Below are 24985 nucleotides of genomic sequence, written 5' to 3' on the forward strand. Positions count from 1 at the left end.
AAAGGACTTCCCTCTTGCTCTGGCTGACCTGGCGGCAGCACCGCACGCAGATCCTGGTCACCGGCGGCCTGCTGCTCGCCCTGGGCCTGTTGCTGCTCGTCTCCGGCCTGCGGGCGACCGCCTACATCTCCGAACACGCCCCCTCCGGCTGCCCGGGCCCGGCCGCCGCCTGCTCGGGCGTGAACTCGACGATCTACGACGACTACTACCACCCGGTCTTCATGGTCTTCGGCCTGCTCCCCCTCGTCGGGTCCGCACTGGTGGGCACGTTCTGGGGCGCCCCCCTGCTGGCGGCCGAGTTCGAGCGCGGGACCAACGCGCTGGCCTGGACCCAGTCGGTCTCCCCCAGGCGCTGGCTCCTGGCCAAGCTCGGCCTCCTCGGCGGCATGGTCGTGGTCGCCGCCCTGGTCCTGTCCGCGATGATCAGCGCGTGGCTGCCGGTGTTCCACGGCGCGGTCGGTGACAAGACGCTGGAGCCCGGCACGTTCACGATCACCGGGGTCGTCCCGGCCGCCTGGTGGCTGTTCGCGTTCGTGCTGGGCGCCGCCGCCGGAACGCTCTTCCGGCGCACTCTCGCGGCGATGGCGGTGACCGTCGCGTTGATCGCTCTGACCATCCCCGTCGTCTTCTTCTCCCGGGACTCCTACGCCGAGCCGGTACGGACCGTCACCACCGGCTGGACGGCCCTGTACGACCGCGGCGGAAGCCTGGTCCGCGACGCGTGGGTCACCCCCGCCGGCCAGGAGGTCGTCACCCTGCCCGACGGGGTCTGCCCCCCGCCGCCCGGCGTGGACGCCCGCTCCGAGCGCGCCCAGCTGCTGAAGGACGGATGCCTGATCGGCGAGGGTTACCGTAAAGCCGTTTACCACCATCCCCCCGAGCGCTTCTGGCGCTTCCAGTGGACCGAGACCGGCATCCTGCTCACCGGCGCCCTCGCCCTCGGCGGTCTCGCCGTCACCCGCACCCTCCGCCGCCGCAACTGAGCCCGACCGGGTCCGTGTCATCCGAGCGGCAGCGCGCTATCCAAGTGACAGAGCGCACACGCACGGGTACATTAGATGTGCCGCCCCCTGCTGGGGGGAAAGGAAGTGAGCCCGGGTGGACCGCCGGACGACGGAAGCCCGGGCTTCGCGCTGTTGACCCTCAATTCACAGGGAAACGCTCGACGCCGAGGCCGCACCCCAAAGCCTTCAAGTAAGACTCCTGTCCCACCTCGGCTAGCGAAGCAGCTCCGGCGACAATGTCCGGCAACCACAGCAAGGGTTCCTCCTCCGGCGATTTCCAGGAAACACGGAGCTGGGGCGCCATCGCATGACGGCCTCGCAACGCTTCAACCATCTCCCTGTCGCGGATGTCCAGCTCACTATGCCGCCGCTCAAAGATGACATCATCGACATAGCGTCGGCCGAGCTCCCAGAGCAGGCGTTCCATGCATTTACGGCGAGCGCGTTCCTGGCGGGCGCGGTCGAGACCGGTGCCGACGATGACGATGCCGCAGGGCCGAAGGGCACCCACGGCGTCGATCAACTGGACGCGGCGCTTGTCGTTCTCGTCTCGCCAATGGAGCCGGCGCTGCCTACGCAGGAGCAACCCGCGAAGAACTGTGCGGCAAGTCTCCGCATACGTCGGAGGGACCAGGACAGCCGCCATCAGGTACAGGCCTGATGACACCCGCATCGACTCGTCGACGTACGCGGAGTGAGGGGGATTCACGCCAGATCACGCTAGCTGCGATAATCACCTAGCGTGATGTATTCATCACATGAAGTCCACCTCTGCGTACGGCAGGCCGCCCGACAGGGACGGGAAACCGGGGCCCCGGTCGAAGAAGGGCGCGCGGGCCGGCAGGAGCGCCCGCAGCTCCGCGCGGCGCAGCGCGGTGGCCTCGGCGTCGACCCGGAGGTCGTCGCGGGAGCCGTGCAGGACGACGCCGTAGTCGTCGCGGGCTCCCTCGGCCGAGACCTTGCCGTCCCGGACGTCCGCGGCCACCAGCGCGGGGTCGCGCTCCAGCGGCGAGCCCCAGCCGCCGCCTCCGGTGGTGCGCACCCGGATGACCTCGCCCGCGCGGACCGGCGAGTCGTCCACCAGGCCCTCCATCTCCCGCCCCTCGATCTCCACGACGAAGGGCCGCCCGGCACGGCCGCCGTTCACGCCCCAGCAGGACAGGATCGAGCGGTCGGCGATGGACATGAACGAGGCGTCGCGCAGCATCCGCAGATGCTTGTCGTATCCGAGGCCGCCCCGGTAGAGGCCGGGACCGCCGGAGTCCTGGGCCAGGCCGAGCCGCTCGACCCGGAACGGCCAGCGGGACTCGGCGAACTCGACCGGGATGTTGCGCGAGTCGGGGACGACGTGGATGGTGTCCTCTCCGTCGGCGTACCACCGGCCGCCGGAACCCCCGCCCAGGACCTCCCGCATCAGGTACGGCGTGCCGCCGGCGTCGTCGCCGTAGACGCCGGTGTAGCGGATGGTCTCCTGGTCGGCGGGCATCCTGCCGCCGGTCGCCTTGGCCAGCACCCCCGCCAGGACGCCCAGCAGCCGCAGGATCACGAACGTCCGGGCGTTCGTGGGAGCCGGGAAGATCGGCGTGAGCAGCGTCCCCTTCTCCGGGAACCTCATCTCGATCAGCGGGACGACGCCCTCGTTGACGTCCAGCTCGGCCATCCGCTCCGGCGTCTCGGCCAGGTTGCGCAGGATCGGCGCGAGCCACTTCTTCAGGAACACCCCGTCCGCGTAGTCGCCCGCGTGGTTGATCGGCCCCTTGGCCTGCGGGGACGTGCCCGTGAAGTCGATGACCAGCGGCACCTGCGCGGAGTGGTCCACGGTGAGGGTCATCCGCTGGGTGTGCAGGCGGGGCTCGTCCACGCCGTCGTGCTCGGCGTAGTCCTCCCACACGTGTGTGCCCTCGGGGATCCTGGCCAGCAGCTCCCTGCGGAACGTCTCGGTGGTCTTGGAGATGATCGCGTCGAAGCAGTCCTCGACCGCCTCGCGCCCGTAGCGGTCGAACAGCTCCCCCAGCCGCCGCGCGCCCATCAGGCAGGCCGAGCACTCGGCGTCCAGGTCTCCGGCGAGCGAGTCGGGCATCCGCGAGTTCCGCGTCATGATCGTGAGCGCCGCCCGGTTGGGCACGCCCCGGTCCCAGAGCTTGATCGGCGGGACCATCAGGCCCTCCTCGAACACGCTCCGCGCGTGGGAGGGCATCGACCCGGGGACCGCTCCGCCGATGTCGTCGTGGTGCCCGAACGCCTGCACGAAGGCGACCACGGCGCCGTCGTGGAAGACCGGGACCGTCACGCACAGGTCGGGCAGGTGCCCGATGCCGCCCTCGGACAGGTAGACGTCGTTGTGGAAGAACACGTCGCCGGGGTTCATCCCGGCGACGGGGAAATCCCTGACGACGGGCTGGACCAGCGCCGAGTAGGACCTGCCGGTCAGCTTGCGCAGCCGTACGTCGTGGATGCCCGCCCGGAAGTCGTGCGCGTCGCGGATCATCGGCGAGCGGGCCGTGCGCGCGATGGCGGTCTCGACCTCCTTCTCCACCGACGCGAGCGTGCCCTCCACGATCTCCACCAGCACCGGGTCCGCGCTGTGCACCGGCCGCTCACCGTCCTTCCTCCGCGCCCGCTCAGCCACGGCGCACCTCCAGGTTCCCGAACTCGTCCACGGTGGCCGTGAAGCCGGGGTGGAGCGGCAGCGTGGAGCCGTACTCCTCGATGACGGCCGGGCCGGAGAGCACCGACCCGGCGGTCAGGTCGGCGCGGCGGTGGATCGGCGCCGGCCCCCACTCGTCGTAGAAGACCTCCCGGGCCGCCGCCGGCCCGCCTCCCGCCGCGCCGTACGGCCTGCGCCCGACGGCCGGACGGGTGATGGGGCCGATGCCGGAGACGCGGAGGTTGACCCATTCGACGCCGTGCCGGGGGTCGTCGCGGTAGCCGTACCCGTAGAGCTTCCGGTGCGCCTGGTGGAAGCGGTCCAGCACCTCGGCGCGCCAGGCCTCGTCCAGCGGCCCGGCCGGGGCGGGCACCCGCACCTCGTAGGCCTGGCCGTAGTAGCGCAGGTCGGCGCTGCGGGCGTAGACGTGCCGGTCGGCGGCGAACCCCTCGCGGTCGAGGGCCTCGGCCGCCTGGGCCTCCAGGTCGCCGAAGATCTCGGCGGCGGCGTCGAGGGCGAGCTCGCGGGTGACGAAGGTGCGCACGTAGTCGTTCTTGACGTCCACGGTGAGCAGGCCGAACGCCGAGACGTTCCCCGGGTCGGGCGGGACGATCACCGACGGCAGGCCGAGGATGTCGATCAGCCGGCAGACCAGCAGCGGTCCCGAGCCACCGAAGGCGACCATCGGGAAGTCGCGCACGTCCAGACCGCGCTTCACCGTGATCTGGCGGATCGCGTTGGACTGGTTGAACGCGCTGATCTCCAGGATGCCGGCCGCGGTCCGCTCGGGGCTCAGCCCGACCTTCCCCGCCAGCGCCTCGATCCCCTGCCGGGCGGCGTCCGCGTCGAGCGGGATCTCCCCGCCGAGCAGGTGCGGGGGGACCCGCCCGAGGAAGACGTGCGCGTCGGTGACGGTGACCTCGGTGCCGCCGCGGCCGTAGCAGAGCGGGCCGGGGTCCGCTCCGGCCGAGGTGGGGCCGACCTTCAGCGTGCCCTCCGGCGAGATCCACGCGACGGACCCGCCACCCGCGCCCACGGTCACGATGTCGATCATCGGGATCTTGCACGGGTAGCGGCCGACGCTGCCCTCGGTGGTCAGCGACGGCTCCCCGTCGACCACCACCGCGACGTCGGTCGAGGTGCCGCCGCCGTCCAGCGTGATGACCGACGGGTGCCCGGCGGTGGAGGCGATCAGCGCGGCGCCGAGCGCGCCCGCCGCCGGCCCGGAGAGCACGGTCGTGATCGGCTGGTGCACGACCTCCGCGGCGGACAGCACCCCGCCGTTGCTCTTCATCACCGAGAACGGCATGCCGAGACGGTCGGCGAGGTTGGCGATGTAGCGGCGCATGGTCGGCTTGACGGCGGCGTCCACGAGGGTCGTCACCGACCGCTCGTACTCGCGGTATTCGCGCAATACGTCGCTGGAGATCGAGACGACCGCCTCGGGGTGCTCCCGTTCGATGACCTCGCGCATGCGGAGCTCGTGCCCGGGGTCGGCGTAGGAGTGCAGGAAGCACACGCCGATCGCGGTGATCCCCCGCTCCCGGAACCACCGGGCCGCCGCCGTGGCCTGGGCCTCGTCGAACGGCCGGACCTCGGCCCCGGTGTGGTCGAGGCGCCCGCCGACGGTCCTGACCCGGTGCACGGGGACGATCCGGGGCGGTTTCACCCAGAAGTAGGAGTTGCCGTAGCCGTCGGGGACGCTCTGCCTGGCGATCTCCAGGATGAACTCGAAGCCCTCGGTGGTGACGAAGCCCAGATCGGCGATGCGGTCCTCGAGGAGCTGGTTGGTCGCGACGGTGGTGCCGTGCACGACCGCCGACACGGTCTCCACGCCCGCCTTCCGCAGGACCTTCCGCACTCCCTCCATGAACCCGTCAGCGGGGTTGGCGGGTGTGGAGGGAGTCTTGGTAGTGGTGATCTCACCGGTCTGTTCGTCCACCGCGACCACGTCGGTGAACGTGCCCCCGGTGTCGACACCTATACGGACGCTACGCATGCCCCCGTGTCTACCCAGTCCTGCGGAGCCGGCAAATCGGCGGACCCTGCCGAAGCTGGGCCGCGTCCTTGGGCACTGTTAGCGGCGCCGGGGACCCATGGTGGAGCCGATCACCGCGTCGGCGTCGTGCGCGTGGACCTTCGCGGCGAGCCGGATGGCCATCTCGTTGGTACGGCGCAGCTCGGCCTCGACCCGGTCCTTGCCCGACTGGCCGACCTGCACGCCGAAGTAGGCGCCGATGATCGCGCCCGAGACGCCGACCAGGCCGGCGAAGGGGGCCGCGGACTCGCCGTTGCGCAGGGCGATCACCACGAAGGCGATCAGGAGGACCAGCAGGCCCGTGACGACGACGTAGAACCCGTAGCGCCAGCGGGCCGCCTCCGCCTGGGCGGCGACGGCCTCGTCCTCGCTCATCATCGCCGCGAGCGCGACGGGCATCTCGGCCGTCTCGGCCGCGGACGGCATGGCCGGGGACGTAGCCGCAGGGATCTTGTTGAGGGGTGGGGCAGAGTTTGGAGCAGGGGTTTTGGTAGTCGTCATAGACTCTCCCTCTTTCCGATAGGCCAACACGAATCTCCCACGCTTTTCACAATCAAGCCAAGTCAGGCTATGTCACGCGGGGTCCACCATCCTCTACCAGGACACCGCCTGCCCAAACACTCACAGCTGACCCACTAGGCTGACCCCCCGTGACCGAACTGTCCGCGCTCTCCGCCGTCCCCGTCGGGTCCCGTGACGGGGTGCTGCGCTTCTACTTCGGCCCGATGGACTGCGGCAAGTCCACGCTGGCCCTGCAGATGAACTACAACCACCGCCGTCAGGGCAGGCGCGGCCTGGTGCTGACCAAGCACGACCGCTCCGGCGGCCCCCAGGTCACCAGCCGGATAGGTCTGGGCAGCGAGGCGATCGAGGTCGTCGACGACCTCGACCTGGTGGCCCTGGTCCGCGAGCACGAGCGCATCGACTACGTGATCTGCGACGAGGCGTGCTTCTACACCGTCGGCCAGATCGAGCAGCTCGCCGACCTCACCGACCACTTCGGCGTCGACGTCTACGCCTTCGGCCTGGCCTCGGACTTCCGGTCACAGATGTTCCCCGCCGCCCAGCGCCTGTTCGAGCTGGCCGACGAGATCAGCCGCCTCCAGGTGGAGGTGCTGTGCTGGTGCGGCCGTCCCGGCCGGCTGAACGCCCGCGTGGTCGGCGACAGGCTGGTGCGCACCGGCGAGCAGGTGATGATCGGCGACACCGGCGACGCCCCGGTCCGCTACCAGGTGCTGTGCCGCCGCCACCACCGCGCCGGCGACCTCGGCCTGACCGGCTGACCCCTCGCCCGGTCCCCGGCGGGAGCTTCGAACGGCGCGGCGGGCGGCGGCGTCCGCCGTCCCGCCCGGCCCGCCCTTTCGCCATACGTTTCGGAGGATGTAACTTCGTTTCCAATATCCCCGAGCCTTCGGAGAAAGCGCGTGGGACCTCATCCTCATGGCTGGTGGATCGTGCTCCACCTCCTACTGTTCGTCTTCTGGCTGGGCGGAGACCTGGGCGTCTTCTACTCCAGCAGGTATGTGCTGCGACCGGCGCTGTCCCCCGAGGCCCGCTCCACCGCACTGAAGATCATGAGTGGGCTGGACCTGGGGCCGAAGATCTGCCTGGTGCTGTTCCTGCCCAGCGGGGTCACGCTGATGGCGCTGGAACCTCACGGGGCCGAGCTCTTCGGCGCGCGGCTCCTCTCACCGTGGCCGGTGGCGGCGGTCTGGGTCCTCGCCCTGGTCTGGCTGGCGCTGACCGTGGCCGACCACCGCACCCACGGCAGGTTTCCCCTGGCACGGCGGGCCGACTGGACGATCAGGATCGCGCTGATCGCGGTGATCGCACTGGCGGCGGGCTACACGCTGCTCGCCTCCCGGCCCTTCGGGGTGGACACCAACCCCCGCTGGCTGGGGGCCAAGCTGGCGCTCTACGCCCTGGCCATCGCGGCCGGGCTGGGCATCCGGCTCAGACTGCGCCCCTTCGGCCCCGCCTTCGGGGCTCTGGCCGCGTCGGGTTCGACCCCGGAGGTGGAGCGGACGCTGCGCGGCTCGGTCGACGGCTGCCTGCCCTACGTGTGGGTGATCTGGGGCAGCGTGCTCACGGCGGCAGTGCTGGGCGTGCTCAAGCCGGGGGCGGTCCTCTGACGGGGCCGCCGCAGGGCCGCCCACCGGCGCCGGGCTGCCGTCCGGCGGGCTAGCGGTGGTAGCCGAGCTGGGCCGACAGGCGGTCGGCCGCCTCGACGAGCAGGGGCGCAGACTGCTGCATGTGCGACTTGAAGCGGGTGCTCGGCCCGGAGACGCTGATCGCCGCGATCAGGCCGCCGTCGTGGTCGAACACGGGCGCCGCGATCGACGCGGCGCCCTCCTGGCGCTCGCCCAGGGAGGTCGCGTACCCCCGGCGGCGGATCGCGGCCAGCTCGGCCCGGAGCTTCGCCTGGTCGGTGATGGTCCTGGCGGTGAGCGCCGCCAGCCTGTGGCGGGTCAGGTAGCCCTCGATCTCCTCCTCCCGCAGGAACGCCAGGATCACCTTGGAGGAGCTGCCCGCGTGCAGCGGGTAGGGGATGCCGAGCGAGACCTCCATCCTCAGCTCCTGCTCGGGGACGACCTGCTCCACGTACAGGCGGGTGTCGCCGCGCCGTACGGACAGGGTCGCGGTCTCCCCCGCGTGGGCGGCCAGGCGGCGCAGCTCCGGTCCCGCCATGGCGCGCAGGTCGGTGCGGGCCATGTAGGCGCGGCCGAGTGAGATCGCGGCGTGCCCCAGGGAGTAGCGCCTGGTGACGGGGTCGGCCGCGATGAGCTCGCGGCTGCGCAGCGCGGTCAGGATGCGGTGCACGGCCGCCTTGGTGAGCCCGAGCTCGGTGGCGATCTCGGTCACCCCCAGATCCGGGCGGGCGCTGCGGCCGAAGAGCAGGAGCACGTCCATGGCGCGCTCCACGGCCGCGATGGACCGGCTCTGGCCGTCGCCCTCGTCCGCGGCGTCCACCACCCGTGCACTGGTCTTGGCCTGGGCTGGCACCTGGCCCCCTCGTTCGCTGAAGACTTCTCGGCAGGGATCCACTCTACGGCGAAGCATTTCCCCAAGGGAAACGCCGTCACGTTGACACCACCATCGCGCCTCGTTACCTTCAGCGTGACAGTGTTTCCATCAATGAAACAGTGGAGAGCAGTGGCGGCCGACGCCGACTCCTTCCGCGGTCATGGCCCGGCGGCAGGGCCGGCCACGCCCCACATCCTTCTGCCGGAAGGACGCCGCATGACCGACAAACTGACGGGCGAGCGTCTCGTCGACGACATGACCGACGCCGAGCGCGACCGTGCCGCCCGGGTCGAGACCGTGCTGCCCGCGCTGCGCGCCGCCGCCGCCAGGGCCGACGAGGAGGCCCGCTTCCCGGTCGAGCACGTCGCGCTGCTGCGCGGGGCCGGGCTGCTCGGCCTGGTGGTGCCCGAGAGGTACGGGGGGCTCGGCGGCACGCTGCGCGACCTGGCCGCCGCCACGTTCGCGATGGGCACCGCCTGCCCGTCCACGGCGCTCGCCTACTTCTTCCACAACACCAGCGCCTCCCGGGGGCTGCTGCCGCTGGAGGCGATCGACGCGGGCCTGTTCACCGGCGAGGAGGTCCCGGCCGTGCGGGCCTTCGCCGAGAAGGTGCTGACCCGGATGGCCTCCGGCACGTGGCTGGCCAACTTCGCCTCCGAGTCGGTCAAGAGCTCGAACGCCAACATCACCATCGCCACCACCGCCCGCCGTACCGGCGGCGGCTGGATCCTGGACGGCGAGAAGTCGTTCGGCTGCGCCACCGGCGTCGCCGACCACTACCTGACCACCGCCAAGCTGGAGGGCCACGACACCGCCGAGGGCCTGGCCACGTTCTTCGTCCCGCGCGAGGCCCCCGGCGTCTCCGTCCGGGCCCCGTGGGACGGGCTCGGCATGCGGGCGACGGCCAACAACGGCATCCGGCTCGACGGGGTGTTCGTCCCCGGCGACGAGGCGCTGACCATACCCGGCGCGTTCACCCGCATGCTGCGGATGAGCCGGGGCAGCTTCGTCGGCAACCAGCTCGCCATCGCGGCCGTTTACACCGGCTGCGCGCAGAACGTCTACGACGCCGTCGTCGAGGAGCTCACCAGGAAGACGTTCGCCGACACCGGCCGGCCGATCGCCTCCGGCCCGACGCACCAGGTGCTCTTCGGCGACATGACCGTGCAACTGGAGACCGCCTACCTGTGGCTGCGCCGGCAGCTACGCCTGGAGACCTCCGAACCACCGCTCCGGCCCAAACCCGAGGTGTACCGGCAGTGGCGGATGGGCAAGGGCGCGGTCACCGAAGCCTGCTTCCAGGTCGCCCTCGGCGCGTTCAAGGCCTCGGGCACCTCCGGCGCCATGATGGGCGGCGTCGTCGGCCGCGCCCTCCGCGACCTGGCGATGGGTCTGGTGATGACCTTCCCCGCCGAACGCGGCAGGCTGGAGGCCGCCCAGATGGTAACGGAGGCCAAGGAGAACGAGCTGTTCACAACCGCGGACCGCGCATGACCCGCGCCGTCACAGCCGGGCCGGCGAGCGGGTGCCCGGCGGGGAGGAATCCGTGATCGACATCCCCGAGTCCCGGGACCTGGTCGACGGCGCGTGGTCCGCCTGCGCCGAGGACCTCGGCTTCGACCTGGAGGATCCCGCGAGCGGCGAGGCGGCCGTCCGGGCACGCGGGACGTCGCCCGGCCGGGTCGCCGCGGCCCTCGCCGCGGCGGAGCGGGTGGCGGCCCCGTGGGCGGCGACCGCACCGGAACGCCGCGCCGACCTGCTCGACGCCGTGGCCGATGGGCTCGACAGGCGGATCCCGGAGATCGTCGCGCTGGAGTCCTTCGCCACCGGGGTGCCGATCCGGCAGACCACCCCGCTGGGATCGATCGTCGGCGGGTCGTTCCGGCTGGCCGCCGCGCAGCTTCGCGAGGGCGGGCTGCGCACGACGGTGATCCGCGAGGACGGCCGCGCCGTCGAGGTGCACCGGCTCCCCCGGGGCCCGGCCCTGTGCCTGGTGCCGTGGAACGCCCCCGCCCCGATGGCCGCGCACAAGACCGCCAGCGCGCTCGCCGCCGGATGCCCGGTGATCCTCAAGGTGAGCGAGTACGCGCCCTACGGCTCGCAGGTACTGGCCGAGGTCCTGCACGAGGTGCTGCCGCCCGGCGTGTTCCAGTTCGTGCAGGGCGGTCCCCGGACGGGCGGGCACCTGGTCGGCGACCCCCGCGTCCGCGCGGTCTCGTTCACCGGCGGGCCGGTGGCGGGCCGGGCGGTCGCCGCCGCGTGTGTCACCGGCTTCCGCCCCGCGCAGCTGGAGCTCGGCGGCAACAACCCGCTGCTGGTCCTGCCCGACGCCCCCGTCGAGGTCGCCGCACGGGCCGCCGCGGACCTGCTCACCACGCTCAACGGCCAGTGGTGCCGGGCGCTGGGCCGTCTCCTCGTGCCCCGCGACCGGCTCGACGAGCTCGTCGCGGCCACCGGCGAGCGCCTGACCGCGCTGCGCGCCGGGGACCCGCTGCGGGAGGGCACGGACTTCGGCCCGCTGGTCCACTCCACGCACGTGCGACGGGTGCGGGAGGCGGTCGCCGCCGCGGGCGGCCGGGCCGTGCCGTACGGCGTCATGCCGGAGACCGGCAACTTCCTGGCGCCCACACTGATCACCGGAACCGACCTCGCCGAGGAGGTCTTCGGGCCGGTCGCGGCGGTCGTCCCGTACGACACCGTCGAGGAGGCGGTGACGCTGGCCAACGCCACGCCGTACGGGCTGGAGGGCTACGTCGTGGGCGCGGACGAGGAGCGGGCGCTCGCGGTCGCGCGGCGGGTGCGGGCGGGCGAGGTGAAGGTCAACGGCTCCAGCGTCATGAGCCTGCACCTGTTCACCCCGCGCCCGGCCTGGGGCCTGTCCGGCCTGGGCGAGGAGGGCACCCGCGAAACGCTCCGGTTCTTCACCAACGCCCGGGTGGTCGGCGTCGAGGGCGGCTTCTCCCTGCACGGGAGACAGCGGTGAGGCGCCCACCCGCCCGCCTCACCGCCGCCGAAGGCGGACGGCGGTGAGGCGCGTCCTGGTGGCCGGGGCCGGGCCGGTGGGGTTGACCGCGGCGCTCACCCTGGCCCGGGGCGGTGTGCCGGTCACCGTGCTGGAGGCGGGCCCCGGGCTGGCCGTCGAGTCGCGCGCCTCCACCTTCCACCCGCCCACGCTGGAGATGCTCGCCGGGCTGGCGGTGCTGGACGAGCTCATGGCCCGCGGCCTGGTCGCCCGCACCTTCCAGTACCGCGACCGATCCGGCGGGCCGATCGCCACCCTCGACATGGGCACGCTCGCCGGTGAGACCCCCTACCCGTTCCGGGTGCAGTGCGAGCAGAGCAAGCTCACCCCGATCCTGCTGGGCCATCTGCGGCGGCACGGCGGGGAGGTGGTCTTCGGGCGGGAGGTGCGGTCCGTACGGTCCCACCCGGACGGAGTGGTCGCGACCACCGCCGGAGGCGACGCCTTCACCGGTGACTGGCTGATCGGCGCGGACGGCGCCCACTCCGCGGTACGGCGGGCACTGGGCATCCCGTTCGAGGGCCTCACCTACCCCGAACGCTTCCTCGTCGCCTCCACGGAGGAGGACGTGGAGGACCTGCTGCCGGACATCGAACCGATCAACTACGTCTTCGATCCGGAGGAGTGGCTGGTGCTGCTCCGCACCCCGGACAGCTGGCGGGTGCTGCTGCCCACTCCCCCCGGCACGCCCGACGAGGCGGAACTGGCCCGGCTGCCCGCCCGGCTGCGCGCGGTGGCCGACCCCGGCCGGGACTGGCGGGTCGCCCACGCGTCCCTCTACCGGGTGCACCAACGGGTCGCCGCCCGTTTCCGGCAGGGCCGGACGCTGCTCGCCGGAGACGCCGCCCACGTCAACAATCCGCTCGGTGGCCTGGGCATGAACAGCGGCATCCACGACGCGGTCCTCCTGGCCACCGCCCTGCTGACCGGCCGCCCGCCCGCGGCGCGGCAGGGCCGGGAAGCTCCGCGTCCCGCGGCGCCGCACCGACGCCGGGAGGACCGGCCCTCACGCCGGGAGGAACCCGCGCTCCCGGGCGGGACGGTCGACGAGGTCGCCGCGCGGCGGCGGGAGGTCGCGCTGACGCATGTGCGGCCGATCAGTCACGGGAACTGGGAGCGGCTGAGGGCCGCCGACCCCGCGGCCCATCACGAGGAGTTGCGTGCCCTGGCCGCCGATCCGGCGGCCACCCGCGCCCACCTGCTGCGCACCTGCCTGATCTCGTCTCTGCGCGAACCCCCGTGACCATCGGGGTGGGACGGCGCGTCCCGCGCGAACACCGGAGGGCCCCATGGATCTGATCACCCGGGAGAACCCGGCGCGCGTCGCCGAGATCGTCGGGAGCGTGCCCGTCACGGACCCGGCGGCGGTGGACGCGGCGGTGCGCCGGGCGGACGACGCCTTCCGCGGCTGGTCGGGGCTCCCGGTCGCGGAACGCGTCGCCGCTCTCCGGCGCGGCGCCGACACCGTGGCCGGCCGACTGGAGGAACTGGCGCCGCTGCTGGCCCGCGAGTCGGGCAAGCCGCTGGCCGACTCGCGCGGCGAGATCGGCTTCGCGGTCGCGTTCCTGCGCTGGGTCTGCGACGAGGCGCCGGCGGTGCTGGCCGCCACGGAGGTCGACGACGACGCCGGGCGGCTGGTGGTGCGGCGCAAGCCGTACGGGGTGGTGGGGTGCGTCACGCCGTGGAACGCCCCGGTCATCCTGGCGATGCTCAAGCTCGGGCCCGCGCTGGCGGCGGGCAACACGGCCGTGCTCAAGCCGTCGCCCCTGGCCCCGCTGACGATCACCGAGGTGGCGGCCGCGCTGCCCGCCGTGCAGGTGATCCACGGCGGCGCGGAGACCGGCCGGGCGCTGGCCGGTCATCCGCTCGTCCGCAAGGTGGCCTTCACCGGCGGCGACGCGGCGGGGCGGGAGATCGCCGCGACGGCCGGGGCGATGATCACCCCGGCGGTGCTGGAGCTGGGCGGCAACGACCCCGCCGTGTTCCTGCCGGACTTCGCGCTGTCGGACGCCGACTACGAACGCCTGGTCATGGCGTCGTTCGCCACCGCCGGGCAGGTCTGCATGGCGGCCAAGCGGCTGTACGTGCCGCGGGCGCGGACCGCCGAGTTCACCGAGGCGTACCTCGCGGCGGCGGAACGCGTCCTCGTCGTCGGCGACCCCCTCGACCCGGGGGTCACCATGGGCCCGGTCATCTCGGCCGCCGCCGCCGCCCGGATCCGCGCGCTCGTGGCGGACGCGGCGGGCGGCACGGCGGGCGGCACGGCGACGCCGCTGGGGAGGAGCGCTCCCGGGCATGACCCGGCGTCGGGATACTTCGTGACCCCGCACCTGGTCACCGGCCTGGACGACCACGCCCCGCTGGTGGCGCAGGAGCAGTTCGGCCCCGCGGTGCCCCTGCTCGCCTACGACACCGAGGAAGAGGTCCTGGTCCGCGCCGACGCGGGCGAGCTCGGCCTGGCCGCCTCCGTCTGGTCCGCCGACGAGGAGCGGGCCTTCGCGCTGGCGGGGCGGCTCGGCGCCGGATTCGTCTTCGTCAACACCCACAACCGCACCGGCATGTCCCTGCGGGCTCCCTTCGGCGGGGTCAAGCGCAGCGGCTACGGCCGCGAGTACGGGCGGGAGGGCCTGCTGGAGTACGTCCAGTCCGCGGCCGTCCACGTCCCGGCCGCCTTCCGCCCCGGCGGCCCCGGCATGGCCCCCGGCGCGTATCCCGGCGGTGTCCACGACGAGCCCCCGCGATCCGCCGGGACCGGCCGGCCCCCGCCCTGACCCTCATCCGCCGTCGCGGCCGCCCGTCGCCGCGATGGCGGCGATCAGTACGGCTTCGCCCGCGTTTCCCAGGATGGGCCACGCCACGGCGGCGCCCGCGGTCGCCAGGAGCACGGCCGCGCCCAGGAAGAGCCAGGGCGTGCGCCGCCGTACCCACAGCGCGACACCCGCGGCCAGCAGGATCACCGTGGTGACCAGCGCCGCGATCGGCGGCCCCGACGGATCCGCGGAGACGTGGCGCAGGGTGTCCGACCACCACCGGGGTTCCAGCCGCAGATCCGCCAGGCCCACGGCGTCGAAGACGACCAGCGCGCCCGCCAGGCCCCACGCCGCAACGACGAGTCCTCGGCGCACGAGGACGGCCGCGTGGACGATGAGCAGCGGGGTGAGGACGGCGTGGGCGGCGAAGCGGCCGGTGCTGAGCGCCTCGAGTCCCGGCCCCTCACCGATCAGCCGCCCGGCTCCGACGACGGCCGAGTCGTAGGCGACGCCCACCGCGACCGCGGACGGGATCCACAGGCCGGATCGTGCCAGCCGTACGGCCAGCGCCGCCTGGATCAGGGCGAGCGCGCCGTACAGGGCCGAGATCACGACTCGTGGTCGACGACGGCTCTGGCGGCGAGCCGGGGCCGGATCCAGTCCGCCACCTCCAGGTGGGCGGGATGGTCCTGGTAGCCGCGCAGGTCGTCGGCCGACTCGTGCACCGTGACCAGGCACAGGTCGTAGGAGAGCGCGGACCCGGTGGTGTCCAGGCCGACGGTGAGTTCCCGGATCTGCCCGATCCGGCCCTTCAGTCCTTCGAGCAGGTCCCTGGCCGCGGGGGCGTCCTCGGGATCGGAGAACTTCATCAGCACGACGTGGTTCAGCACGATCGCCTCCTAGACATTTGCTCCGGTTTCGCGAGATCCTAATCCTTGGAAACGTTGTTTCTCTAGACGTAACAGGAGCGTGCATGGTGCGCGTCGCCGCGGTGCAGTTCGCGACCGGCCTGGATGTGACCGCCAACCTCGCGACCTGCCTGCGAATGATCGACTCCGCCGCCGGGCAGGGGGCCGAGCTGATCGTGCTGCCCGAGTTCTGCAACCACCTGTCCTGGTACGAGAGCCGTGAGCACGCGCGCCGCCTGGCCTGCCGCCACGGAGACCCGTTCCTGAACGCCGTCGCCGGGCGCGCCGCCCGGCACCGCGCGCACGTCAAGCTCGGCGTCACCCTGGCCCGCGAGGACGGCCGCGTCACGGGCGCCTCCCTGCTGTACGGACCGGACGGCGCGCTGCTCGGCGAGGCCGACAAGCAGGTGCTGATGGGCGCGGAGAACGACCACCTGGACCCGGGAACGGCCGTGGGCCCGGTGGTGGCGACCGCGGTCGGCCGGCTCGGCATGTACGCCTGCATGGAGGGCGTGATCAGCGAGATCACCCGCGGGCTGGCGCTGCGCGGCGCGCAGGTCCTGCTCAACAGCCTGAACTCCTTCGCCGTGGACGAGGCGAGCCTGCATGTCCCGGTCCGCGCCGCGGAGAACAGGGTGTGGGTGATCGCCGCCAACAAGGTCGGGCCGCTGCTGCCCGCCGACAGGATCGAGCTGATCGCCGCCGGGCTCGGCGTCCCGCCCGAGTGGCTGCACGGCGCGGGTGAGAGCCAGGTCGTCGCCCCCGACGGCACCGTCGTGGCCAGGGCGCCACGGACCGGTGAGGCCGTCGTGGTGGCCGACGTCGACGTGGCCCTGGCCGACGACAAGGTCCGGCCCGACGGCACGGACGTGCTGGCCTCCCGCCGCCCCGCCCTCTACCGGCCGATCGCCGCCGAACCCCGCGGCCGTACGGCTCCCGCCGGAGCGGGCAGCGTGGCCGTGGCCGTGGTCAGGCCGGGCGCGAGGCCCGCAGGCGCGACGGAGCTGATCAGGCGGACGGCCGAGAGCGGGGCGGAGCTGATCGTGCTGCCCGAGCTGTGCGGGGTGACGGCCGGGGAGGCGGCGCGGGCCGTACGCGGGACCACCGCGCACGTGGTGCTCAGCGAGATCCGCGACCGGGCGCACGACGGGCTGCTGGTCTCGGCCGAGGGGGTCCTGGGGCGGCAGCGCAAGCTCCACCCGTCGGCGCGGCAGGCGGGGCGGGTCACCGTGTTCGGGGACGGGCTGGAGGTCTTCGAGCTGCCGTGGGGAAGGCTGGCCATCATCGTCGGCAATGACACGATATTTCCGGAAACGTTCAGGCTGGCGGCGCTGGCCGACGCCGATGTCGTCGCGGCGCCCTTCACCCCGTCCGAACCCTGGGAACTCCAGTCCGGCCTGCTGGAACGAGCCGCCGAGAACCGGCTCAACATCGTCGCCGCCGGACACGACGGGCCCGACGGCCTCGCCGGCGCCATCCTGGCCGCGCCGCGGGACTTCACGCTCTGGACCGCCTGGGAAGGCCCGTTCACCGGCCGCATCAGCCACCCGATCGTCACCCCGGTCAAGAACGACGACCGCGTGGTGTGCGCCGACGTCCACCCTGCGCAGGCCGTCAACCGGCACGTCTCACGCGGCACCGACCTGGTGGACGGCAGACCGTGGCGGCTCGTCGGCGCGCTCCTGGAAGGAGACAGGTGAAGGAAACACTCCAGCACGTCGAGCAGATGCTCGACGGGTCACCGGTGGTCGACGTCACCGAGACGTTCGAGCAGTTCCGCGACATGCTCGCCGCCCTCAAAGCCAAGATCGACGCGCGGTTCGAGCTGACCGCCGATCCCAGCTCGCTCGACGCCTACGGCACCTACCCCGACGGGCCGGGCGGCCGGATCGAGACCTACTCGGGCCCGGAGGTCGACTGGATGGTCCACTCCTGGCTGGGCGACCCGGCCGCGAGCTTCGCCAACCTGCACCTCACCGTCTGGCTCGGCCCGCAGGTCGACGTGCCGCACCTGGGCATCGCGCTGCTGGTCTGGCCGCAAGGATGGTTCTACCAGGACTACATCCCCCGGGTGAACCTGGTCGAGCGCGGCGACCACTACGACCGCCACTACGCGCCGCTCGACGCGGACTGGCTGCGGTTCAGGGAGGAGAACCCGGACTTCACCTGGTTCACCAGCCGGGCCGGGTTCATCCGCGCCGGCCTGTCGCCCAACGCCTACTGCTACTCCTTCCCCCGCGCGCGGCGCAACGTCGACCTGGTCGGCGAGCTGCTCCACGCGCGGGTCGACCGCTGGCTGCGCTGGGTGGACGAGGCCGAACCCGTGCCGGAGGCGGACCGGGCGGCACTGGCCGCGACCGACCTGGCGATCCGCAGGAACATCGCCGACCGCGACCCGGCCAACGTGATGGGCGTGCGCTACTTCGGCCAGGAGCTGACCGATCGGCTGGTCCGCGCGCTGTGGGGCGGCGACCGCGTGCTGCCGAGACCCGCGTGATCCGCTCGCCGCGGCGGGCGGCGCCGGCGCAACTGATGATCGCCTTTCTGGGAACTCATCTGTACGGCGGCACTCGGGCACGAGCCGTACCGGACGGCCCGCCCGGCCCGCGGCGCCGGTAGGAGGAGACCATGCTCAAGAACTTCTGGTACGCGGTGGAGTTCGGCCACGCGGTCGGCCGCCGCCCCCGCAAGGTCACCTGCCTCGGGCAGGACTTCGTCATCTGGCGGCGCCGCGACGGCCGGGTCGCGTGCCTGTCCGACCTGTGCGTGCACCGGGGAGGCGCGCTGTCGATGGGCACGCCGGCCGGCGACGACTCCATCGCCTGCCCCTACCACGGCTGGGAGTACGAGCCGGACGGCAGGTGCGTGAAGATCCCGGCCAACCCGCCGGGCCGGGGCATCCCCCTCAAGGCACGGGTCGACGCCTACCCGGTGATCGAGAGGTACGGGATGGTCTGGGCCTTCCTCGGCGACCTGCCCGAGGAGGAGCGTCCGCCGATCCCGCACATCCCCCAGCACGAGGACCCGGCGTTCCGGGCGGTCTACTGGGAGACCACGGTCGACGCCAACTACGAGCGCACGCTGGAGAACGTGGTCGACGCGGCGCACACCCCGTTCGTGCACGGCACCGCGTTCGGCAACCCGGACAGGCCGGAGATCCCCGACTACGAGATCACCGGCGACGACTGGCACGCCGAGGCCGACATCCTGCTCAGCCCCCCGTTGCCGAAGGGCCTGTGGGGGGCACTGGCCCGGCGCGGACCCCGCGCGGAGCACGTCGTGGTCTCCAACGGCTGGTACCTGCCCAACATCGTCAAGCTGCACGTGCGGCTGCCCTTCGGCGACCTCGTCCTCTACGACCACAACATCCCGCTCGGGCAGAACCGCACGCTGGTGAAGATCGTCGGCTACCGCAACTTCTTCACCGGGAAGTGGGCGGACGGCAACGCGGTCAAACGCATCGAGAAGATCTTCGAGCAGGACCGCCCCGTCGTCGAGAACCAGCGGCCCGAACTGCTGCCCTTCGACCTCTCGGCCGAGCTGCACATCCGCAGCGACGCCCTCCAGGTCGCCTACCGGCGCCGCCGCCGGCAGCTCATGGACCAGGGCTGGTGGGTCGGCGGCGACGACATCGTCACCGGCGACGCGCCACGTCGCGAGGCCACCGTCATCCCCTCGCCCGCCCGCCGCGACAACCCCGACCTCGCCCGCGCCTGGGTCCACCGATCCCGAGGAGAGAGCATCGATGAGCCTGCCCGCAGCGCTGAGTGAGCGCACCCTTGACCGCCTGCTCGCCACCACCGGCCTGTCCTCGTCGGCGCACGCCGAGCTGACCAGCCCGATGTCCCCCGTCCCCGTCGGCGCGCTCCGCGTCTTCCGTCCCCCCATGGCGGCGCGCGCGGACGACGCGCGACCGGCGAAGGCGGTGACGGTCAGCCTGGTGGTCCCCGCGATCGGGCTGGACAGTCACATGATCTTCGCGTTCACCCGGCCGGGGTCGGCGGTGCCGCACTTCACCCTGGACTCGGTCGCCTCGGCCGACTACCACGCGATGCACCTGGACCTGATCCCCCGCGTGGAACTGGCCACCCACCTGGCCTACCTGGACGCCGTCCACCTGCCCCTCACCCCTGCGCTGGAGGCGGCCTGGGAGATCGACGGCGTCTCCCCCGCGGCGGTCGGCCCCCGCCAGCGGGCGATGATGTCCCCCTGGATGCTGGTCTGCCGGGCGACCGAGGACGCCTTCGAGAAGCTCGGCCCGACCGTCGACGCCTATCTCGACCACTGGCTGACCCTCCTCGGCGGGGGCGTTCCCGCCGTGGACGACACCGACCTGGCCGCCCGTGACGCCGTCAACCGCGCCAACCTGTTCAGCCCCGACGTGGACCCGGTCTGGCACCAGGTCACCCGCCTGCTCGGCGCCGACCAGACCGACCGGATCCGCTGGGAGCTCCTGTCCTGACCTCCTCCCCACAGCCGAAGTCCGGGTTCTCCACGCTTGAGGAGGTTCAGATGAGTACGGCACAGCCCAGTGAGTGGCAGCGGCGCATCGCCGGAGAGTGGCACGGCCGCCCCTCGTTGTTCGACGCCACCGGCACCTGGCAGGGCTACGAGGACATCCGCCGCTCGTCCGTCTTCGAGGACGGCGTGACGACCTACTACATGGACGGGGGCATGGAGGGCGGCGGCCCGCTGGCCGGCCGGTTCCGGCTGGGCGCGCCCTTCGCGTTCGGCGTGGCCGACTCCGACACCGACCGGGTCTACACCGGCCCCGACTTCTTCGGCACCGGCCGGCCGTACGGCTCGTTCGTGGACGCCCACTACTACGGCCCCGGCTGGCAGGTCGACCTCAACACCTGGAACCAGGTCCTGCCCGACGGCGAGACCCAGGTCTACTCCTCGCTCCTCTACCAGGGGCCCGCCGTGGTGGGCTGCTTCAACGGCCTCTACACCCGCGACCCCGCCAAGGTGGCGGACTGGCCGGCGGCCGAGACCGGCAACGGTCCGGTGCCGCACATCCTGCCGACCAAGACCCCCGGCGCCTTCTCCGGCTCCTGCGAGGTCTTCGGCGCCGACCAGAAGCCGCGCGGCGCCGTCGAGATCACCGTCGAGCTGGAACCGCTGGACCTGCTGCGCACGCGCCGGCACGTGACCTGGTCCGGCGCGCTGGACCGCCGCTACACCGCCGACGTGCGCCGCGACGGCTTCCGCTCCTTCCACGAGGGCCCGGACGCGTGGGGCAACGCGCAGGCGTACGGCCGCGCGAACCACCCGAGCCTGCACTTCCGCGACGTGTGGAAGCTCAAAGGCCGGGAGTTCATGATCGACGCTGTGCCCGGGATGGCCGCCGGGTCGACCATGGCGGTCGCCTACGAGCTGTTCGAGGGCAACGTCCTGTCCGCGGTCGTCCACGGGGTGCTGAGATGGTCATAGTCGTCACCGGCGGCACCCGCGGCCTCGGCCTCGGCCTGGTCAGGGCGTTCCTCGACCGGGGCCACCAGGTCGCCTTCTGCGGCAGCCGCCCCGAATCCGTCGACGGGGCGCTGGCCGCGCTGGAGGCCGGGCGGGTGTGCGGGGTGGTCGCCGACGTCACCGACCGGGCCCAGGTCCAGGCGCTCTGGGACGCCGCCGTGGACCGCTTCGGGAAGGTCGACATCTGGATCAACAACGCCGGGGTCTCCCACTCGCGCAAGCCGCTGTGGGAGCTCCCGGCCGCCGAGACCGCGACGGTCGTCGGCGTCAACCTCACCGGCGTGCTCAACGGCAGCGCGGTCGCCCTGGCCGGGATGGCCGGGCAGGGCCACGGCCACGTCTGGAACATGGAGGGGCTCGGCAGCGACGGCCGCGCCGTACCCGGGCTGTCCGTCTACGGCGCGACCAAGCGGGCGCTCACCTACCTCACCCGCGCCCTGGCCGGGGAGGTCCCCGACGGTGTCTCCGTGGGCCTGCTGAGCCCCGGCATGGTGGTCACCGACCTGCTCGTCCACGACTACTCGCCGGAGGAGCTGGCCCGAGCCGCCCGGATCTTCAACATCCTGGCCGACCGCGTCGGGACCGTGGCTCCCTGGCTGGCCGGACAGGCGCTGTCGCGGACCCGCAACGGCGCCCACGTCCGCTGGCTGACCAGGCGCAAGGTGTTCGCCCGCTTCGCCGCCGCCCCCTTCGGGAAGCGCCGGGTGATCCCGTGACGTATCCCGTGGCACTGGCCGCCGAGGACTTCGTCCCCGTGGTGCTGACCGTGACGGGCGTGTGCCTGCTCGGCCGGTACGCCGGCGCCCGGCACCGGCCCGGCGTGCTCCTGGCGGCGGCCCTCATCGGGGCGGGCGGGCTGTCCAAGGCCGGCTGGAAGCTCATCGTCGCGCTCGGCGGCCCGGACCTTCCCTGGCTGGAGCTGATGCTGTTCCCGCTGCTCACAGCCGGGTTCGGGCTGCTGGCGTGGATCCTGACCGCCCGCCACGACGGCTCGGCGCCCGGCTGGATCCCGCCGCTGGTCATCGGCCTGCCGGCGCTGTGCGCGGGCGGCGCCGTACTGGCCGGGAGCACGTTGCCGCTGCTGGTCAGCACCATGGTCTTCGCGACCCTCAGCGGCGTCCACCTGATCCTGGCCGCCCGGCGGCGCGGCGACACGCTCGCCGCCGCGCTCTTCGGCGTCCAGCTGCTCGGCTTCTTCGTCCTCAGCCCGCTCGCCGCCCGCCCCGACCAGACGGTCGCGCTGCAGTGGGTCGAGCAACTGTCCAACACCGCCGCCCAGGGGGCGTTCGCCGTCGCCGCGTTCCGGCTGGGCCGTACCCGGCAGGAGGTCTCGCCATGACCGACGCGCTCGGCTGGCGCCGTAAGTTCGGCGTGATCGCCCCGTCCACGAACACGATCGTGGAGCCCGACTTCTACCGCATGACCGTCCCCGGCGTGACCGCGCACTTCGGCCGCATCCACATCCGCGACCAGAACATGGCCGGGAACGAGGGCATGGAACGGCTGCTCGACCAGATCCGCGAGGAGATCGGCGCCGCCTGCGAGCGGGTGCTGACCTGCGAGCCGGACTACATGGTCATGGGCATGTCCGCCGAGACCTTCTGGGGCGGCGTCGAGGGCAACCGGCGGTTCGTCGAGCAGATCCACGACATCACCGGACTGCGGGTGGCCACCGGCGCGGAGGCGTGCGAGCGGGCCCTGAACCTGTACGGCGCGCGCAGGATCGGCGTGGTGACCCCCTACCAGCCGGTGGGCGACGAGAACGTGGTGCGGTTCTTCTCCGAGATCGGCTTCGACGTCGTCGCGATCAGAGGTCTGAAGTGCCCGACGGCCGTCTCGATCGCGCATGTCACCGAGTCCACGCTCCGGGGGGCGCTGGCCGAGCTCGACCTGGCGGGCGTGGACGCGATCGTGCAGTGCGGGACGAACCTGTCCATGGTCGGCCTGGCCGACGAGGCCGAACGCCGGCTCCGCAAGCCGGTCATCGCCATCAACGCCGCCACCTGGTGGATGGCGCTGCGCGACAACGGCATTCAGGACAAGGTGTACGGCGCCGGCCGCCTCCTGCGCGAGCAGTAGCTCTCAGTGGTTCGTTTCCCGCGATCGGTACCCCCTGGAGGAAACATGGCCCCATCGACCAGACCCGTCTATCGGCTGCGTGCCGTGCTGGCCGCCGTGGCGCTCGCCGCGGGGGCCGTGACGGCGCCCACGGCGGCTCTCGCCGACGGCGTCGCGGCGCCCGCCGCGACGTCGCCCGGCTGGGTCGGCCGGTACGAGACCCGGATCGGCGACGACCCGGCCACCGTCTACTACCCGGCGGGCCGCCAGTCCGTCCCGGTCGCCCTGCTGCTGCAGGGCGCCAACGTCCCCGGGGCGAGCTACGACAGGTTCGCCGGGATCGTCGCCGGTTTCGGCTTCGCGGTGGCCGTCCCCGACCACCGGCGCGCCGTCGGCCCGGTCTCCGGGCTCTTCCCCGAGCAGCTCCAGATCAACACCGCCGCGGCGTGGGCCGAGGCGGAGAACTCCCGCGAGGGCTCCCCGGTCGCCGGGCGGCTGGACGCCGGCCGGCTGGTGCTGCTCGGCCACTCCTTCGGCGCGGCCGCGGGGCTGTTCGCCGTCGGCAACACCTGCACGGTCCCGTTCTGCTTCGGCCCCGTCTACCGGCGCCCCGCGTCCCTGCGGGCCGCGGTGTTCCACGGGGCCGGCACCGCGGCGCCCGGCGGCGGGACCGTGCCGATCGACAACAGCGGGGTGCCCGTCGCCCTCGTCCAGGGAGGCCTGGACGGGATCAACCCGCCCGCCACGGCACGGGCGACCTACGACGGCCTCGGCTCGGCTCCCAAGGCGTTCGTCACGCTGACCGGAGCCAACCACTACGGCCTCACCGGCACCCAGACCCCGCCCGGGGCACTGCCCGACCCCTCGCCGCAGACCCTGCCGCAGGACAAGAGCATCGACGCGTCCGCCAGGTGGAGCGCGCTGTTCCTGCGCGCCTCCCTCGGCGACCCGCTGGCCGCGGCCTACGTCTACGGTTTCGGCGACGCCTCCGACGACGACGTCACCGTGATCTCCCAGCGCTAGTTGTATACATTCACCGGCGAAATTCCCGACCTCCATCGATAATCATGGGCTCATTGCATACACTTCTGAGACATGTCTTCTGCGAACGCGCACATCGTCGAGGTGGGGCCGAGGGACGGGCTGCAGAACGAGTCCGTTCCGATCGGCACCGACGCCAAGGTGGCCTACATCGAGGCGCTGGCGGCCGCCGGCCTCACCCGCATCGAGGCGGTCAGCTTCGTCCACCCCCGCCTGGTCCCCCAGATGGCCGACGCCGAGCAGGTGATGGCCCGTGTGCCACGCCGCGACGGGCTCAGCTACATCGGCCTGATCGTCAACGCGCGCGGCCTGGACCGCGCCCTCCACGCGGGAGTGGACGAGGTCAACGTCACGGTCGTCGCCACGGAGACCTTCTCCCTGCGCAACCAGGGCATGACGGTCGCCGAGGCACTGGACTCGTTCGGCGCCGTCGCCGGGCGCGCCCACGCGGCCGGACTGCGCGTCACCGCGACCGTCGGGGCGAGCTTCGGCTGCCCCTTCGAGGGCGAGGTGCCACCCGGCCACGTCGCCGAGATGGTGCGGCGGTGCGCGGACTCGGGGGCCGACGAGATCGCCCTCGCCGACACGATCGGCGTGGGCGTCCCCGCCGACGTGCGGCGCCTGACCGGAGCCGTGCGCGAGGTCACCGGCCTGCCGCTGCGCTTCCACTTCCACAACACCCGCAACACCGGCTACGCCAACGCGCTGACCGCCGTCGAGGAGGGCGCCACCGCGCTCGACGCCAGCGGCGGCGGGATCGGCGGCTGCCCGTTCGCCCCCGCCGCGACCGGCAACATCGCCACCGAGGACCTCTCCTACGCGCTGCGCCGCTCGGGTGTGGACACCGGCGTCGACCTCGACCTGCTGTTGTCCGCGGCCGCGTACATCGGCGAACGGCTCGGCGCCCCGCTGCCCGCCCTGCTCGGCAGGGCGGGCGACTTCCCCCCGAGGCCCAGCCTCTGCCCTCCGACCACCACCGCGCGGACGGCGCCCGGACGGCCCCTCGGCTGACGGCGGCTCG

General features: G+C 72.8%; 24 protein-coding genes. 17 read left to right on the forward strand and 7 right to left on the reverse strand.

Going from position 1 to position 24985, the window contains the following annotated elements; genetic code table 11:
* The first annotated feature begins 14 nt into the window (after positions 1-14).
* Complete coding sequence (locus BM085_RS35130; protein WP_093891106.1) at positions 15-983, forward strand: hypothetical protein; 969 nt, start codon at positions 15-17, stop codon at positions 981-983.
* A gap of 160 nt (positions 984-1143) precedes the next feature.
* On the opposite strand, the gene BM085_RS43735 is transcribed toward BM085_RS35130, so the two are convergent.
* The 4 genes from BM085_RS43735 to BM085_RS35150 form a co-directional block, all read right to left on the reverse strand.
* Positions 1144-1590 carry a hypothetical protein gene (locus tag BM085_RS43735; protein WP_143121195.1) on the reverse strand — a complete coding sequence of 149 codons (447 nt, stop codon included), beginning with the start codon at positions 1588-1590 and terminating at the stop codon, positions 1144-1146.
* Positions 1591-1758: 168 nt separating this feature from the next.
* Positions 1759-3633 (reverse strand): hydantoinase B/oxoprolinase family protein, encoded by a 1875-nt coding sequence (locus BM085_RS35140; protein WP_093891108.1) that lies wholly within the window; start codon positions 3631-3633, stop codon positions 1759-1761.
* Positions 3626-5650, reverse strand: coding sequence for a hydantoinase/oxoprolinase family protein (locus BM085_RS35145; RefSeq protein ID WP_093891109.1), 2025 nt, complete (start codon positions 5648-5650; stop codon positions 3626-3628). The genes BM085_RS35140 and BM085_RS35145 overlap by 8 nt, the downstream gene beginning before the upstream one ends.
* Before the next feature lie 78 nt (positions 5651-5728).
* On the reverse strand, positions 5729-6115 hold the full coding sequence (locus tag BM085_RS35150; RefSeq protein ID WP_148269736.1) for a hypothetical protein: 387 nt from the start codon (positions 6113-6115) through the stop codon (positions 5729-5731).
* Positions 6116-6339: 224 nt separating this feature from the next.
* Here BM085_RS35150 and BM085_RS35155 point away from each other — a divergent pair, with 224 nt between their 5' ends.
* Complete coding sequence (locus BM085_RS35155) at positions 6340-6972, forward strand: thymidine kinase (protein WP_245789882.1); 633 nt, start codon at positions 6340-6342, stop codon at positions 6970-6972.
* Between the two features lie 141 nt (positions 6973-7113).
* On the forward strand, positions 7114-7821 hold the full coding sequence (locus tag BM085_RS35160) for a hypothetical protein (RefSeq protein ID WP_093891110.1): 708 nt from the start codon (positions 7114-7116) through the stop codon (positions 7819-7821).
* 49 nt (positions 7822-7870) lie between these two features.
* Here the strand turns inward: BM085_RS35160 and BM085_RS35165 are convergent, their stop codons facing one another.
* The gene (locus tag BM085_RS35165) at positions 7871-8692 is read right to left on the reverse strand and encodes an IclR family transcriptional regulator (RefSeq protein ID WP_093891111.1); all 822 of its coding nucleotides are present in this window, start codon (positions 8690-8692) and stop codon (positions 7871-7873) included.
* Between the two features lie 237 nt (positions 8693-8929).
* Between BM085_RS35165 and BM085_RS35170 the strand changes: the two genes are divergently transcribed.
* Genes BM085_RS35170 through BM085_RS35185 form a run of 4 tightly spaced genes read left to right on the forward strand, consistent with a single transcriptional unit; the run spans position 8930 to position 14506 of the window.
* Positions 8930-10207 carry an acyl-CoA dehydrogenase family protein gene (locus BM085_RS35170; RefSeq protein ID WP_093891112.1) on the forward strand — a complete coding sequence of 426 codons (1278 nt, stop codon included), beginning with the start codon at positions 8930-8932 and terminating at the stop codon, positions 10205-10207.
* Positions 10208-10259: 52 nt separating this feature from the next.
* The gene (locus tag BM085_RS35175; protein WP_093891166.1) at positions 10260-11696 is read left to right on the forward strand and encodes an aldehyde dehydrogenase family protein; all 1437 of its coding nucleotides are present in this window, start codon (positions 10260-10262) and stop codon (positions 11694-11696) included.
* A gap of 43 nt (positions 11697-11739) precedes the next feature.
* Entirely contained in the window at positions 11740-12978 is a 1239-nt protein-coding gene (locus BM085_RS35180) for an FAD-dependent oxidoreductase (protein WP_093891113.1), read from the forward strand.
* Positions 12979-13024: 46 nt separating this feature from the next.
* Entirely contained in the window at positions 13025-14506 is a 1482-nt protein-coding gene (locus tag BM085_RS35185) for an aldehyde dehydrogenase family protein (RefSeq protein ID WP_093891114.1), read from the forward strand.
* Between the two features lie 3 nt (positions 14507-14509).
* Here BM085_RS35185 and BM085_RS35190 read toward each other — a convergent pair whose 3' ends face one another.
* Together BM085_RS35190 and BM085_RS35195 are read right to left on the reverse strand one after the other, a co-directional pair.
* Complete coding sequence (locus BM085_RS35190; protein ID WP_093891115.1) at positions 14510-15097, reverse strand: hypothetical protein; 588 nt, start codon at positions 15095-15097, stop codon at positions 14510-14512.
* Positions 15094-15375 (reverse strand): Dabb family protein, encoded by a 282-nt coding sequence (locus tag BM085_RS35195; RefSeq protein ID WP_093891116.1) that lies wholly within the window; start codon positions 15373-15375, stop codon positions 15094-15096. The genes BM085_RS35190 and BM085_RS35195 overlap by 4 nt, the downstream gene beginning before the upstream one ends.
* 83 nt (positions 15376-15458) lie before the next feature.
* Between BM085_RS35195 and BM085_RS35200 the strand changes: the two genes are divergently transcribed.
* The 10 genes from BM085_RS35200 to BM085_RS35245 all read left to right on the forward strand — a co-directional run bounded on the left by BM085_RS35200 (position 15459) and on the right by BM085_RS35245 (position 24975).
* The gene (locus BM085_RS35200) at positions 15459-17093 is read left to right on the forward strand and encodes a nitrilase-related carbon-nitrogen hydrolase (protein WP_093891117.1); all 1635 of its coding nucleotides are present in this window, start codon (positions 15459-15461) and stop codon (positions 17091-17093) included.
* Complete coding sequence (locus BM085_RS35205; protein WP_093891118.1) at positions 17090-17890, forward strand: oxidoreductase; 801 nt, start codon at positions 17090-17092, stop codon at positions 17888-17890. Before BM085_RS35200 ends, BM085_RS35205 begins: the two co-directional genes overlap by 4 nt.
* A gap of 131 nt (positions 17891-18021) precedes the next feature.
* Positions 18022-19164, forward strand: a complete 1143-nt coding sequence (locus tag BM085_RS35210; protein WP_093891119.1) for an aromatic ring-hydroxylating dioxygenase subunit alpha — start codon at positions 18022-18024, stop codon at positions 19162-19164.
* Positions 19139-19855, forward strand: a complete 717-nt coding sequence (locus BM085_RS35215; RefSeq protein ID WP_093891120.1) for a hypothetical protein — start codon at positions 19139-19141, stop codon at positions 19853-19855. The genes BM085_RS35210 and BM085_RS35215 overlap by 26 nt, the downstream gene beginning before the upstream one ends.
* Positions 19856-19905: 50 nt before the next feature.
* Positions 19906-20826, forward strand: a complete 921-nt coding sequence (locus tag BM085_RS35220; RefSeq protein WP_093891121.1) for a hypothetical protein — start codon at positions 19906-19908, stop codon at positions 20824-20826.
* A complete protein-coding gene (locus tag BM085_RS35225) occupies positions 20817-21581 on the forward strand; it encodes an SDR family oxidoreductase (protein WP_093891122.1) in 765 nt (254 codons plus the stop codon). Before BM085_RS35220 ends, BM085_RS35225 begins: the two co-directional genes overlap by 10 nt.
* Positions 21578-22204, forward strand: coding sequence for a hypothetical protein (locus tag BM085_RS35230; RefSeq protein ID WP_093891123.1), 627 nt, complete (start codon positions 21578-21580; stop codon positions 22202-22204). The genes BM085_RS35225 and BM085_RS35230 overlap by 4 nt, the downstream gene beginning before the upstream one ends.
* The gene (locus tag BM085_RS35235) at positions 22201-22944 is read left to right on the forward strand and encodes a maleate cis-trans isomerase family protein (RefSeq protein WP_093891124.1); all 744 of its coding nucleotides are present in this window, start codon (positions 22201-22203) and stop codon (positions 22942-22944) included. The genes BM085_RS35230 and BM085_RS35235 overlap by 4 nt, the downstream gene beginning before the upstream one ends.
* Positions 22945-22989: 45 nt before the next feature.
* On the forward strand, positions 22990-23946 hold the full coding sequence (locus BM085_RS35240; RefSeq protein WP_093891125.1) for a poly(ethylene terephthalate) hydrolase family protein: 957 nt from the start codon (positions 22990-22992) through the stop codon (positions 23944-23946).
* Positions 23947-24018: 72 nt separating this feature from the next.
* Positions 24019-24975 carry a hydroxymethylglutaryl-CoA lyase gene (locus tag BM085_RS35245; protein WP_093891126.1) on the forward strand — a complete coding sequence of 319 codons (957 nt, stop codon included), beginning with the start codon at positions 24019-24021 and terminating at the stop codon, positions 24973-24975.
* Positions 24976-24985: the final 10 nt, after the last annotated feature.

Origin of the sequence: Streptosporangium canum (assembly GCF_900113865.1) — a bacterium.
In the GTDB taxonomy this organism is placed as follows: Bacteria; Actinomycetota; Actinomycetes; order Streptosporangiales; family Streptosporangiaceae; genus Streptosporangium; species Streptosporangium canum.